The 13,503-nt window shown below is 41.1% G+C and carries 14 protein-coding genes; 11 read left to right on the top strand and 3 right to left on the bottom strand.

Annotated elements, in window-relative coordinates; all coding sequences use genetic code 11:
* Positions 1–47: 47 nt before the first annotated feature.
* The 5 genes from rplM (at position 48) to ACPUEN_RS19575 (ending at position 4,470) form a co-directional block, all read left to right on the top strand.
* The gene (gene rplM / locus ACPUEN_RS19595; RefSeq protein ID WP_091697417.1) at positions 48–491 is read left to right on the top strand and encodes a 50S ribosomal protein L13; all 444 of its coding nucleotides are present in this window, start codon (positions 48–50) and stop codon (positions 489–491) included.
* Positions 492–500: 9 nt separating this feature from the next.
* Positions 501–887, top strand: coding sequence for a 30S ribosomal protein S9 (gene rpsI / locus ACPUEN_RS19590; RefSeq protein WP_111612705.1), 387 nt, complete (start codon positions 501–503; stop codon positions 885–887).
* A 33-nt stretch (positions 888–920) separates the two neighbouring features.
* On the top strand, positions 921–1,682 hold the full coding sequence (rpsB, locus tag ACPUEN_RS19585; RefSeq protein ID WP_111612706.1) for a 30S ribosomal protein S2: 762 nt from the start codon (positions 921–923) through the stop codon (positions 1,680–1,682).
* Positions 1,683–1,891: 209 nt separating this feature from the next.
* Positions 1,892–2,722 (top strand): translation elongation factor Ts, encoded by an 831-nt coding sequence (tsf, locus tag ACPUEN_RS19580; protein WP_111612707.1) that lies wholly within the window; start codon positions 1,892–1,894, stop codon positions 2,720–2,722.
* 170 nt (positions 2,723–2,892) lie between these two features.
* Positions 2,893–4,470: a M1 family metallopeptidase gene (locus ACPUEN_RS19575; RefSeq protein WP_425637619.1), complete on the top strand. Its 1,578-nt coding sequence runs from the start codon at positions 2,893–2,895 to the stop codon at positions 4,468–4,470.
* A 141-nt stretch (positions 4,471–4,611) separates the two neighbouring features.
* Here the strand turns inward: ACPUEN_RS19575 and thiL are convergent, their stop codons facing one another.
* Together thiL and mce are read right to left on the bottom strand one after the other, a co-directional pair.
* Positions 4,612–5,640, bottom strand: a complete 1,029-nt coding sequence (gene thiL, locus ACPUEN_RS19570) for a thiamine-phosphate kinase (protein WP_425637618.1) — start codon at positions 5,638–5,640, stop codon at positions 4,612–4,614.
* A gap of 241 nt (positions 5,641–5,881) precedes the next feature.
* Entirely contained in the window at positions 5,882–6,283 is a 402-nt protein-coding gene (gene mce, locus ACPUEN_RS19565; protein WP_425637617.1) for a methylmalonyl-CoA epimerase, read from the bottom strand.
* Positions 6,284–6,373: 90 nt separating this feature from the next.
* Here mce and ACPUEN_RS19560 point away from each other — a divergent pair, with 90 nt between their 5' ends.
* The 4 genes from ACPUEN_RS19560 to ACPUEN_RS19545 all read left to right on the top strand — a co-directional run bounded on the left by ACPUEN_RS19560 (position 6,374) and on the right by ACPUEN_RS19545 (position 10,157).
* On the top strand, positions 6,374–6,700 hold the full coding sequence (locus ACPUEN_RS19560) for a HesB/IscA family protein (protein WP_111612711.1): 327 nt from the start codon (positions 6,374–6,376) through the stop codon (positions 6,698–6,700).
* A 108-nt stretch (positions 6,701–6,808) separates the two neighbouring features.
* Complete coding sequence (gcvT, locus tag ACPUEN_RS19555; RefSeq protein ID WP_425637616.1) at positions 6,809–7,903, top strand: glycine cleavage system aminomethyltransferase GcvT; 1,095 nt, start codon at positions 6,809–6,811, stop codon at positions 7,901–7,903.
* Positions 7,904–8,614 carry a 2-phosphosulfolactate phosphatase gene (locus ACPUEN_RS19550; RefSeq protein ID WP_425637615.1) on the top strand — a complete coding sequence of 237 codons (711 nt, stop codon included), beginning with the start codon at positions 7,904–7,906 and terminating at the stop codon, positions 8,612–8,614.
* Positions 8,615–8,672: 58 nt separating this feature from the next.
* Positions 8,673–10,157, top strand: a complete 1,485-nt coding sequence (locus tag ACPUEN_RS19545; RefSeq protein ID WP_425637614.1) for a sulfatase — start codon at positions 8,673–8,675, stop codon at positions 10,155–10,157.
* Positions 10,158–10,165: 8 nt separating this feature from the next.
* On the opposite strand, the gene ACPUEN_RS19540 is transcribed toward ACPUEN_RS19545, so the two are convergent.
* Positions 10,166–10,504, bottom strand: coding sequence for a nucleotide pyrophosphohydrolase (locus ACPUEN_RS19540; RefSeq protein WP_425637613.1), 339 nt, complete (start codon positions 10,502–10,504; stop codon positions 10,166–10,168).
* 151 nt (positions 10,505–10,655) lie between these two features.
* Between ACPUEN_RS19540 and ACPUEN_RS19535 the strand changes: the two genes are divergently transcribed.
* Both ACPUEN_RS19535 and ACPUEN_RS19530 read left to right on the top strand, forming a co-directional pair.
* Positions 10,656–11,753 carry a VanZ family protein gene (locus tag ACPUEN_RS19535; protein ID WP_425637612.1) on the top strand — a complete coding sequence of 366 codons (1,098 nt, stop codon included), beginning with the start codon at positions 10,656–10,658 and terminating at the stop codon, positions 11,751–11,753.
* A 138-nt stretch (positions 11,754–11,891) separates the two neighbouring features.
* The gene (locus tag ACPUEN_RS19530) at positions 11,892–13,451 is read left to right on the top strand and encodes a M81 family metallopeptidase (protein WP_425637611.1); all 1,560 of its coding nucleotides are present in this window, start codon (positions 11,892–11,894) and stop codon (positions 13,449–13,451) included.
* The last annotated feature ends 52 nt before the right edge of the window (positions 13,452–13,503 follow it).

The following is a 13,503-nucleotide window of genomic DNA, read 5'->3' as shown; positions in this document are numbered from 1 at the left end:
TTGAGGGTGAAATAAATTTAACAAGCTAAATATTAAACAGTTACACAGTGGATACTTTGAGCTATAAGACCGTATCAGCCAATGCCGCGACTGCAGATAAGCAATGGGTGGTAGTGGATGCCCAAGCAGCAGTTTTGGGTAGATTGGCTAGTGAGGTAGCAAAAATCTTAAGAGGTAAGACGAAGCCAAGCTTCACCCCTCACGCTGATTGTGGTGACAACGTCATCGTAATCAACTCTGACAAAATCAGACTAACTGGTGACAAGTGGGACTCCAAAGTTTATGTGAGACACACAGGTTATCCAGGTGGACAGCGTATCTCTACGCCAAGATTATTGAAGGACAAATCTTCAACCATCTTGATCGAGAAAGCTGTAAGAGGCATGTTGCCTAAAAACAGATTGGGAAGAAAATTATACGGCAACTTGTACGTGTATGAAGGATCTGAGCATCCACATACTGCACAGCAGCCTAAAGCCATCACTCTTTAATCGACTACAATGGATATTATCAACAAAATCGGTAGAAGAAAAACCTCTGTAGCCAGAATTTACATGGCGCCAGGTAAAGGTGAAATCACCGTGAACAACAGAGCTCTTGACGTTCACTTCCCATTTGAACTTCACCAGATCGTAGTAAAGCAGCCCCTTACGCTAGTAGGGGTAGAAGGTAACTACGACATCAAAATCAATGTAGATGGTGGCGGAAGTACAGGTCAGGCAGAGGCAGCTCGTATGGCTATCTCTCGTGCTTTGTGCGAATTCGACGCAGAACACAGACCTGCATTGAAAAAAGAAGGTTTCCTCACACGTGACCCTAGAATGGTGGAACGTAAGAAGCCAGGACGTAGAAAAGCAAGAAGAAAATTCCAGTTCTCAAAACGTTAATCTGGATTTACTTCAGAATATACAAATTATATTATGGCCAAATTAGAATATAAAGACTTACTAGATGCTGGTGTTCACTTCGGACACTTGACGAGAAAGTGGGATCCGAGAATGGCTCCATACATTTTCATGGAGAAAAATGGTATCCACATCATCGATCTAAACAAAACGCTTGCTAGCCTCGACGAAGCATCTAATGCTATCAAGCAAATCGTACGCTCCGGCAAAAAAGTGATGTTCGTTGCTACTAAGAAGCAAGCGAAAGATCTTGTAGCTACTGAAGCGAAAAGACTAAACATGCCTTACGTAACCGAAAGATGGTTAGGTGGTATGTTGACTAACTTCGCTACAATCCGCAAATCATTGAAGAAAATGTCCGGTTTGGACAAATTGATGAAAGAGGAAGCTTACAAGAACCTTGCGAAGAAGGAACGTTTGATGGTTTCCCGTCAGAAAGACAAAATGGAAGATGTTCTTGGCGGTATCGCTGACTTGAGCAGACTCCCTGCAGCTCTTTTCGTAGTGGACATCAAAAGAGAACACATCGCAATTGCTGAAGCAAAAAAGCTTGGTATCCCTGTTTTCGCATTAGTTGATACGAACTCTAACCCGAACGAGGTTGACTTCGCTATCCCAGCTAATGACGATGCTTTCAAGTCCGTTTCTTTACTAGTTAAAGCGTTCGGCGCAGCAATCGAAGAAGGTCTTTCAGAGCGCAAGAAAGACAAAGAAGAAGCTAAACTTTCTGAAGAGGAAGAAGCGAAGAAAGCTGTGGACGCTGAAACAAAAGAATAATCCACACCTTGATTTGAAATAAATTGAAAATTGAACATCAGGTTTCGGCCTATGTTCAATTTTTTTGTTTTACCTGCATTCGATCTTTGAGTCTTCTCGAAGCTGAAAAATGCTCCCACTTAAAAAGTATAAAACCTCATAGGCCTTCAACTGCCTGCTGATGTTTTTTCAAAAAAATATAATCCGTTTAATTTTAAACTGACAATACAATGGCAATTACTGCACAAGAAGTAAACAAACTGAGACAAATGACCGGTGCCGGTATGATGGATTGCAAAAAAGCGCTAACCGAATCAGAAGGCGATTTCGAAAAAGCTGTGGACATCCTCAGAAAGAAAGGTCAAAAAGTATCTGCTTCCAGAGCTGATCGTGAGACTAAAGAAGGTGTAGCTGTAACTAAGGTGACTGAAAATGGCGCTAAAGGAACTTTGCTTACTTTGACTTGCGAAACTGACTTTGTTGCTAAAAATGAAGAATTCGGTGCATTTGCAAACACACTACTTGACCTTGCAGTAGAAAACGGCGCAACTTCTGTAGAAGAAATCCTTGCCCTTCCTTTCGAAAACATCACTGTAGCTGAGAAAATCACTGAGATGACTGGTAAGATCGGTGAGAAACTTGAGATCTCTCATTACGAGGTGATTTCTGCTGAGACAGTAGTTCCTTACATCCACTCTAATGGTAAATTAGGTGTATTGGTAGGATTGACTAATACTTCTGGAGCTGACGTAGAGGAAGCTGGTAAAGATGTGGCAATGCAAATTGCAGCGATGAACCCAGTTGCTTTGGATAAAGACGGAGTTGACTCTTCTGTAGTAGAAAGAGAAATCGAAGTTGGAAAAGAACAAGCAAGAGCTGAAGGTAAGCCTGAAGAAATGCTTGAGAAAATCGCTCTTGGTAAACTAAACAAGTTCTACAAAGAGAATACACTTCTTAGCCAATCTTTCGTGAAAGACAACAACAAGACTATCGCTCAGTACCTTGACAGCGTAAGCAAAGGAATGACAGTATCTGCATTCAAAAGAGTTTCAATCGGTTAATCCGAGAAGATTCTAAATCATAAAAAAACCTCTTCAATTAAGTTTGAAGAGGTTTTTTTATTTTAGTTTAAAAAGGCCAGATGAAAGATTTAAATTCAAAGCCCTTAATCGAGAAAGCAAGTCAGCAAATTATATTAGCTTTTGTTTTTGAAATTCATACCCCACAACAGATGAAAAATATTCTTACTACTGCACTTTTACTAGTTGCTTTGGTTTCTTCTAGCCTCGGCCAAAATTGGGATTGGGGAGGACCGATTGATCCACTTCAAGCTAAGTTTGAGGTGAAACATTACAGGCTGGAACTAGAGCTTTTCCCGGAAAGTAAATCAATCAAAGGAAAAAGTACTGTTACATTTTCTGCCAACAAACAGGTAGACACTCTTCGATTAGACCTTATCGATGAATATAAAGTGACAAGTGTGCAGGTGAATGGGGCCGATCTTGAATTTTCTCATGAAAATGATCTCCTCGATATTCTAGTGGTTAATTGTTCTTGTAATGCAGTGGACATTTCTTACGAAGGAATAACTCCAATTGCCCTTAATCCACCTTGGGAAGGGGGTTTTACCTGGAAAAAAGACAATCTTGGAAATGACTGGATGGGTCTTTCATCGCAAGGAGAAGGTGCGAAGATATTCATGCCTGCGCTGGATCATCCGTCCTCAGAAGCCGCAGAGGGCGTGGATTTATTGATTACCGTTCCTAAACCGTATTTCGTAGCAGCTAATGGGATACTTGAGCACGTCACGCAGAATGAAGAAAAACAGACCTACCATTGGGCAACAGATTATCCGATTAATAATTATGGAATCAACTTTACCATGGGGGTTTTTCATGAGGAAGAGCTACCCTTCACCTCTGTTTCTGGTGATCAAGTCCCCATGCATGTCTGGGTATTGCAGGAAAACAAAGATAAAGCACAGGATATTCTGGAAGTGCTAAAGGTATCCACCGAAACTCATGAGAAGTATTTTGGCGCATACCCCTGGCCAAATGACAAGATTGCCATAGTTGAAACGCCTTATCTCGGCATGGAGCATCAGACCATCAATGCATACGGAAACTTCTATCGTTTCGTAAAAATGGGCTCAGTCAACTATGATAATTTATTGCACCATGAACTAGGTCATGAGTGGTTCGGGAATAAGGTTTCAGTCGGTGACTGGGCGGATTTCTGGATTCATGAGGGGATCACCGCATATGGAGACTGGCTGTTCTACCTAGAGCATGGCGGAGAAGAAGCTTACTTCGAAAAAGTGAATGGCACATTAAAATCGATTAGCCATTCCAAACCAGTGGCCAGTCCTGTTAACAGCACTGAAGAGGAAGCTTATCACTCAGAAATTTATACCAAAGGCGCGTATATCATGCATTCGCTACGCGGGATTTTAGGCGATGAGGTTTTCTTTGCGACGTTGAAAGCATTTGCGAATGACCCGAGATTCACCTATGAAAACCAAGTGAATACCCGTGATTTTATTGATTTTGTCCATTCCTCTACCGGAGAAGACTTAGAAGGCTTTTTTCGGCTATACCTTTATTCCACAAATATTCCAGAAGTGAAAATCTCTAAAAAGGGAAATAAAGGCTTTGAAGTTTCACTGCTGGGAATTGATTTCCAATTGCCTGTTGAAGTGGAAACAGATAAGGGGATAGAAGTAGTGATGTTGGGTAGGGATCCAGTTTTGATTAATAGCATCAGCGAGCCAAATGTGGACCCGAGGGGTTGGTTAATGCTGAAAAAGTAAGGATTTATCTTTTTTAAATGCCTATTACACAAAAAAACCTCTTCAATTCATTTTGAAGAGGTTTTTATTTTTTTTTAATAAGGTCCAAGCCCGCCTGGCGTCGGACAGGTCTGAAGACTTGAACCAAGAGTTAGGGTTGATTCAAAAATGCTTCCAACCCTGCGCTTTGATCTGAACAGCAGTCCCACTTTTTGTAACCAAGAACTTACCTTCTTCTGATTTGGTGATATGACCGATGAAGTGGATATCAGGATGTTTTTCCAGCTTCGCAAAATCATTCTGATCAATCGTGAAAAGCAACTCGTAATCCTCTCCCCCATTCATCACACAAGTGATCGGATCAAGATTCAATTCAACTGCTGTATCAAAAGTCTGCTTATCAATCGGAAGCTTATCTTCATAGATAGTCGCTCCTACTCCTGATGCTTTGCAAATATGAAAAATCTCCGAAGCCAAGCCATCCGAAATATCCATCATACTTGTCGGTACAACTTCCATCTCCCGAAGTTCATGGATAATATCCACTCGAGCATCTGGCTTTAATTGCCGAGCAGTAACCAAGGTATATTTCCCTAAATCAGGCTTCATGTCAGGATTTGCTAGAAAAACTTCCTTTTCACGCTCCAAGATTTGCAACCCAACCAATGCCGCTCCCAAATCCCCAGTCACGCAAAGAATATCATTTTCTTTAGCACCGGATCTATAGGAGATTTGCTCGGGCTTAGCCTCTCCGATAGCAGTAACCGAAATTACCAGACCACTTCTAGAAGCCGTCGTATCACCTCCAATTAGATCGACACCATAATGCTCACATGCTGCATGGACTCCTTCGTAAAGCGCATCAATAGCTTCTACAGAGAAACGATTTGATAGCGCAATGCTTACAGTGATTTGCTTAGGAACAGCATTCATAGCTGCCACGTCGGACACATTCACTGCCACAGCTTTGAAACCTAGGTGAGGCAACGGCGCATAGGAAAGATCAAAATGAACGCCCTCAACCAATAAATCCGTGGTTACGACTTTCACCAGTTCTCCAGCTTCGATGACTGCAGCATCGTCTCCAATGCCCTTTACCGTGCTGGAATTCTTAATAATCACCTTCTCATTCAAGTGATCGATCAAACCGAACTCACCCAAATCGCTTATTTCTGTTCTCTTTTCTGACATAATATTTTTTCTCGCGGCGGCGCTCCCGATAGCTATCGGGAGGCGCTATTTTAAAATTCTATTATCTTTTTAGGCAAATCCTGAAATTGGGATTTACGAAGTACGCCCCGATAGCTATCGGGGTACGAGATTCAAAGTAGAGTCAAGGCTCTTTTACAAACCTTACCACTCTCCAACCTTACAACTCTAAATTATATTAAAACCGAATTTTTCAATCTTCCAATTTTTCAATCTTAAAATCCTACTCCTTCTCCTGACACAACTCAATCAAAACACCATTTGTGCTTCGAGGGTGCAAAAATACCACTAATTTATTGTCTGCACCCAGTTTTGGTGTTTCATTCAGGATTTCGAAGCCTTCAGCTTTCAATCGCTCAACTTCCGCATTGATATCTTCCACATCAAATGCAATATGGTGAACTCCCTCTGACTTTTTTTCCAAGTATTTGGCGATCGGGCTACTTTCATCAGTTGCCTGGAGAAGTTCCACTTTCGTTTCCCCAACCTGAAAAAATGAAGTCGCTACTTTTTCCCCGTCAACTTCCTCGGTTTTGAAGTGTTCTTTTCCAAGCAGCTTCCCAAAAAGTGCATTTGACTTCTCAAGATCTTTAACCGCAATCCCAATATGCTCGATTTTCCTCATTTTTAAATTTGCTATATTTGCAGTGAATCATTTTGGGAGTAATACTGTTTTCCCAATACTTCAACTTAAGACAAAGTAATCAATAAAGATATGATAATCGTTTCTGACAAAGCCAAAGAGCGTATCCTAGAGCTCAAAAAAGAGGAAGGACGCGCAGAAAATGAAAATATACGTGTTTCAGTGAAAGGTGGTGGCTGCTCAGGTCTAATGTATGATTTAGGCTTTGACGGAGATCAGGTGGAAACAGACCACGTATTCGAAGATAAAGGAGTGAAAATTCTAGTAGACAGAAAAAGCTTACTTTACCTAGCAGGCACTACCCTAGAATTCACTGATGGACTGAATGGAAAAGGTTTCCAATTCGTCAATCCAAATGCCAGCAGAACTTGCGGCTGCGGAGAAAGCTTCTCTGTATAAGCATCAATTCTTAAAAATCATTTGAAAGGCAACCTGAACGGGTTGCCTTTTTTAGTGCATTCTTCGCCTCAATCCTTACCTTTGCCCACTAGAAAATTAACCCAGATTATGGAAGAGCAAATCAAAAAAATCCAACTCAATGACTTGCACGTTGCCCTTGGCGGTAAAATGGTGCCTTTTGCAGGATACAACATGCCTGTGCGTTACAGTTCTGATAATGAAGAGCACCTTTGCGTGAGAAATGGCGTCGGAGTTTTTGATGTGTCCCATATGGGAGAATTCATGGTAGAAGGCCCTGAGGCACTCAACCTGATCCAAAAAGTAACATCAAACGACGCTTCCAAAATCGTCAATGGACAAGCGCAGTATTCTTGCTTTCCAAACGAAACTGGTGGAATTGTAGATGATTTGATCGTTTACAAATTTGAAGACGAGAAGTACATGCTTGTGGTCAATGCTTCCAATATTGATAAGGATTGGGCTTGGGTTAATAAGCACAATACTATGGGGGCTAAGCTTACCAATATCTCTGATGGGATCTCTCTTTTTGCTATTCAGGGTCCAAAGGCCATCGAAGCTGTACAGGCACTGACTCCTGTGAATCTTTCTGAAATTAAATTCTATCATTTCACTGTTGGTGAATTTGCTGGAGTTCAGGATGTCATCATTTCTGGAACTGGCTACACTGGTGCAGGAGGATTTGAAATCTACGTGAAAAACGAAGATGCTGAGAAGGTTTGGAATGCTATTTTTGAAGCTGGAAAAGACTTTGACATCAAGCCAATCGGGCTAGGCGCAAGAGATACACTCAGAATGGAAATGGGCTATTGCTTGTATGGAAATGACATTACCGATACCACTTCACCTTTAGAAGCAGGATTAGGATGGATCACCAAATTCACCAAGGACTTCACCAACTCTGAAGCCCTAAAAGCTCAAAAAGAAGTTGGTGTTAGCAAGAAATTAGTTGGCTTCATCATGCAAGAAAGAGGAATCCCTAGAGGACACTATCCAATTGTAGATGCAGCTGGAGAGGTGATCGGAGAGGTGACTTCAGGTACTCAATCTCCAAGCATGGGAGTCGGAATTGGAATGGGTTATGTAAAAACCGAATTCAGCAAACCATGCACCGAAATTTTCATTCAAGTAAGAAATAAGAACCTTAAAGCTCAAGTGGAGAAACTTCCACTATTGAAAAAATAAATGCAACAAGTAGAAATCTGTTTCAGTCCAGAATTAATTCATTTGCATGAATTGCAGGGAAAAATCGTGGTGGTGGTCGATATATTTCGTGCTACTTCCACCATGGTTGCAGCACTTGCAAATGGCATATCGGAAATAAAAACATGCGCTGACCTGGAAGAATGCAGAGCCATGGCAACTTCAGGATATCTGATTGCTGGCGAAAGAAATGGCATCAAAGCCGATGGGTTTCAATTAGGTAATTCTCCCCTAGCCTATCTTTCTGGAAAACACCAAGATCAAAAGCTAGCTATGACTACTACGAATGGCACCTTGGCAATTTCCAAATCTACTGGAGCCGATGAGATTCTGATTGGTGCTTTTCCTAATCTTCAAGCAACTGTCAGCTACATTCAATCACGTAGCAAAGACGTCCTAATTCACTGCGCTGGCTGGAAAGGGAAATTCAACTTGGAGGATTCCCTTTATGCAGGAGCTTTGGCTAAAGCGCTTGAAAGAACACATGAAGCTGAAGATGATGCAGCCCTAGCGATGAAATCACTTTATGAAAAAGAAGGACATGATTTAAAAGGCTTTCTTTCCCAAGCTTCCCACGCAAAGCGACTTCAAAATCACAATATTGATTCGGACATTGATTTTTGTCTTACACTGGATTTATTTAGCCTAGTTGGCACAGTGGAAAATGGAACCTTAAAAGGGATTCAAGTATAATTACTAAGGCTATTAAAATGAATGTCATTTTGATATTATTTTCCTTTTAAAATCATTTATGCCTAGCCTTTTCACAAACCCAAAACACTTTCTTTCTATTTTAGGATTGTTTAGCTGCATCATAAATTCAGTAGCTCAATCTACCAAACCCAACATACTTTTCATCGCAGTAGACGATCTTCGCTCAGAATTAGGTCATTTTGAAAACAGTACAATCATCACTCCCAATTTAGACAAACTAGCAGCGCAAGGGGTAAGTTTCACCAATCATTTTGTACAAGTACCGACCTGTGGTGCATCTCGAGCTGCTTTTCTCACAGGAAAAAGGCCTGGGCGAATTGCTGAATTGGGCAACAACATCATGCAGGACGAATTTTCTGTAAAACAGGAAACTGAACTTCCAGAGACATTTATCCATCATCTGAGAAGAAATGGTTATTACACAGTAGGAATGGGAAAAATCTCTCATTCGGCAGATGGCTATGTGTATGGCTATGAGGAGGAGGTTTCTGACAAAAAAGAACTTCCCTATAGTTGGGATGAATTCCTATTCGATCCTGGCAAGTGGGGGACTGGTTGGAATGCTTTTTTCGCATATGCTGACGGTGAAAACCGGCAAAGTAAGAATCGGCAAGTTAAACCCTACGAGGCTGCAGCTGTCGACGACTTAGGCTACCCGGATGGTCTGACCACTCAATTAGCTATCAAAAAACTTAAGGAATTGAAAAACAGCTCTCAACCATTTTTCTTAGGTGTGGGGCTATTTAAACCTCATCTTCCTTTCACTGCTCCGCAAAAATACTGGGATCTATACGACGAAGACCAAATCTCTTTGGCCGAAAATCCTGAAAAACCGCAAAATGTAGCAAAGGCTAGCTTGCAAGAAAGTGGTGAGTTTAATGGCTATGAATTGGGTGAGGAAAAAGCTGGATTGGACAATGTACTTTCTGATGAGTATGCGCGAAAAATCAAGCATGCCTACTATGCGGCGGCAAGCTACTCAGATGCGCAGATCGGGTTGATTCTGGATGAATTGAAATCTCTGGAACTAGATCAAAATACGATCGTAATCGTCCGGGGAGATCACGGTTGGCATTTAGGAGAGCAGCAAATTTGGGGCAAGCATACACTTTTCGGAAATGCTTTAAATTCGGCGCTGATCTTTAAAATACCGGGTTCAAACATCTCCAAAATCGATAATTCAATAGTAGAGTCTGTGGATATCTATCCTACACTGATGGAATTGACCGGAGTAGAGAAGCCTGCAGGCTTGGATGGAGAAAGCTTTGCGAAGCTCCTAAAATCTGAAGAATCTCAAACTGGAAATGTAGCCTACTCCTATTACAAAAATGGAATTTCTTTGAAAACAGATCGGTACAGATTAACGAAGTATTTTAGAGGTGCTGAGCCGACAAATGAGCTTTACGATCATCAAAAAGACCCATTAGAATCTATCAATATCGCGGCGGAAAACCCCGAAATCGTGGCGAATTTGATGCCTTTATTGGAAGAAGGAAATACTGGGATTTACGACAAAAAATAATACGATTCCTATTTCAGCTTCTCGTTATTCTTATGTCTATCTATGTCACGAACATTCTTCTTTTCGAAGTTCTTTTTCATAGCCTCCGTAAGATCCACACCCGTTTGATTTGCCAAGCAAATTAACACCCAAAGTACATCAGCCATTTCATCTCCGAGGTCTTTACCCTTATCTGATTCTTTGAAAGATTGCTCTCCATACGTTCGGGACATGATTCTAGCTAATTCCCCTACTTCTTCCATCAATATAGTCATGTTTGTCAACTCGTTGAAGTATCGGACACCAACTGTTTTGATCCAATGATCAACTTGAGCTTGAGCTTCTTTTAATGAGATTTCGTCTTTCATAGTATGGGAATGATTTAGTCAAAATTAACAATCTATCCTTGTACTATCTGTTGAATTCGTGTCTAAAAGGATCAGTTATTGTTAACTGTTTTCTTTTAATAGAAAGGTGCAAAAAAATAAAAGCCCTTTCAGTGACGCTAAAACAGAGTGCATGAATCAATATTTTGAGGTTATTCGAACATCCATCCTCTATTTTCCATTAGCAGCTGTTTTGAGCTTTGTACCCTACGCCTACTTTCAATATAAGAAAATAGGATATGTCCAGTTCAACAGGAGTTTGGTGTTCTATGTTTTTGCATTTTACTCCATGACAGCATTCTTTTTGACGTTGCTTCCCTTACCGGAAATAACTGCTGATTTCTGCGAAGTAAGAGCTGGAAGATTTATCCCAAGTTATTTTCCCTTCCGTTTTATCAAAGACACCTTTCGAGAAGTTCAGGGAAATATCTCCCTCTTCGGTATAGTGAAAAGTACCACCTTCAAGGTAACTGCATTCAATGTTTTACTATTGATGCCTTTGGGCTTTTTTCTCAGGTATTTGTTCCAAATTAAGAATGCCTGGCTGGTAACTTTGATCGGATTTCTGACTTCACTTTTCTTTGAGGTCACGCAGCTCACAGCGATTTATGGCTTGTATCCATGCAGATTCCGCCATTTTGAGGTGGATGACTTGTTCACCAATACATTTGGATGTTTTATAGGTTTTGTAATTGCCCGATACTCAGATGTCCTTCCTAATGTTTCCAGCAAACCTCTTTTGAATCGAAGCAATGTAACTTTGACCCAGCGATTTTTAGCAATCTTTGTAGACTCTCTACTGGTAATTTTATTTACTTCCTATGTCATAGAAGGGCTAACTGAGAACGTATGGGTACTTTCTATAATGAAAGTAGGGTTGATATTCTTTTACTTTATTTTCGTGAGCAAAATCACTAACGGTCAGACTTTTGGAAAAAAGTTACTCGGAATCCGAATCATCAGAATGGATGGCATGAAGCTTACTTATAAGGTTCTTATTGCGCGATATGGTGTGTTTTTGATCCTTCCTTTTTTAGTAGGCGAAGTCTCTAAATTTCTGATCGATACTAGATTTGACAACAGACTTTATCTTTTCCTCTACCTGCTTTTCTTGGCGATTTGGTTTGTAGGTACGGTCTTAGTGACTTTCATCAGAAAAGATCACCGAGGCTGGCTGGATAGATTTGCACATACCACCCAGATCCTTGCAAGTCGATCAGATCGAAACTGAGAGATCTTTAAAAAAAATATTGATTTAGAATCAGAGCATTCTTAGAAAATTTTGATAATGTTTCGAGATGTTAGTTTAAATTGAAAGCTGATATAGGCAAATATCTTTTTCACTTGAAACATAAACTAGCCATCAGCTATGAACAAATTTATCGCAATTCTTTTCACCATTTTAGTTAGCATTTCGTGCTCGACGAAGGAGGAATCAAGGCCACTTCCACGCATAGCCATCGCAGGTTTGGCTATAGAATCCAGTACTTTTTCACCAGCGACTAGTGATGTGGCTGCTTTCCGAACTAGAGAAGGAAACGATATTTTCAAATATTATCCTTTCTTGGATTCTGCTTCGACGGATAGAGGAAGAGCGGAATGGTTCCCAACCTTACGTGGTCATGCCATCCCGGGTGGTATTGTTACTCGTGAAGCATACGAAGAGCTTGTGGGGAAGACCTTAGATATGCTCAAAGAAAACCTTCCTTACGATGGACTTTTCTTCGATATCCATGGAGCAATGAGTGTGGTGGGTTTAGATGATCCAGAAGGTGATTTTATTATCCGTGTTCGAGAGGTAGTTGGGTCGGAGACCTTGATTTCCACTTCTATGGATTTGCACGGAAATGTCTCTTGGAGATTGGCACAAAACACCGACCTAATCACTTGCTATAGAATGGCACCACATGAGGACGCATTGGAATCTAAGCAAAGAGCTGTTGAGAATATGTTGGATCGCTTGGAAAGTGGAAAAGGAAAACCTGCTTACAAGGCTTGGATACCTGTTCCAATCTTACTTCCTGGCGAAAAGACAAGTACGAGAATTGATCCAGGCAAAAGCCTTTATGCAAAAGTAGATCCGATGACCAAAAAGGAAGGCGTGATCGATGCTGCGATTTGGATTGGCTACGCTTGGGCAGATGAGCCAAGAAATCATGCAGTCGTGATGGTGACTGGAGATGACGAGAAAGCTGTAACAGAATCTGCAGAAGAATTGGCTCAGAGCTTTTGGGATGTGCGGAATGAATTTGAGTTTGTTGCGCCGGTCGCTACTTTGGAAGAAAGCCTGGATATGGCCATTGCAAGTGACAAGAAGCCATTCATGATATCAGATATGGGTGACAACCCAACTGCAGGTGGTGCCGGTGATGTGACTTGGACTTTGACAGAAATCCTGAAAAGACCAGAATTCAAAACTGAAAATGGCCCTATTTTGATTTATGCTTCCATCCCAGGGCCTGAGTTTGTAGAAAAGGCAATTGCAGCAGGAGTTGGAGGAAATGTAGAGGGGACTGCCGGCGCAGCGATTGACGATAGATTTGCCCCGCCTGTAATGCTAAAAGGAACCGTGGAAGCGATCAAAGAAGGTGATGGCGCAGCGGAAGTTGAAGTTGTAGTGAAAGTAGGTTCTGTGCATGTAATTGTAACCAAAAAGCGTAAGCCTTATCATAGAGAAAGTGACTTCACTAACCTTGGATTGAAGCCTAGAGAAGCTGATATAGTAGTTGTAAAAATCGGGTATTTGGTGCCAGAACTTTACGATATTCGAGCAGATTGGATCATGGCTTTAACGCCTGGTGGTGTAGATCAGGACTTGGAGCGTTTAGGTTATAAGCGTATCAATCGCCCGATGTTCCCGTTGGATAAGGATATGGCAGAACCGGATTTGAAAGCTAAATTGGTTCCAGCTGCCAATAAGCTGGACTGATTTTAATTGAAAAGTCTTGAATCTTAAGTCTAATATCTAAAATCTCAAAAAA

Origin of the sequence: Algoriphagus yeomjeoni (assembly GCF_049821175.1) — a bacterium.
GTDB classification, from domain to species: Bacteria; Bacteroidota; Bacteroidia; order Cytophagales; family Cyclobacteriaceae; genus Algoriphagus; species Algoriphagus yeomjeoni_A.
The sequence above is the reverse complement of the archived record's forward strand: the minus strand, read 5'-3'. Positions and strand labels throughout refer to the sequence as shown.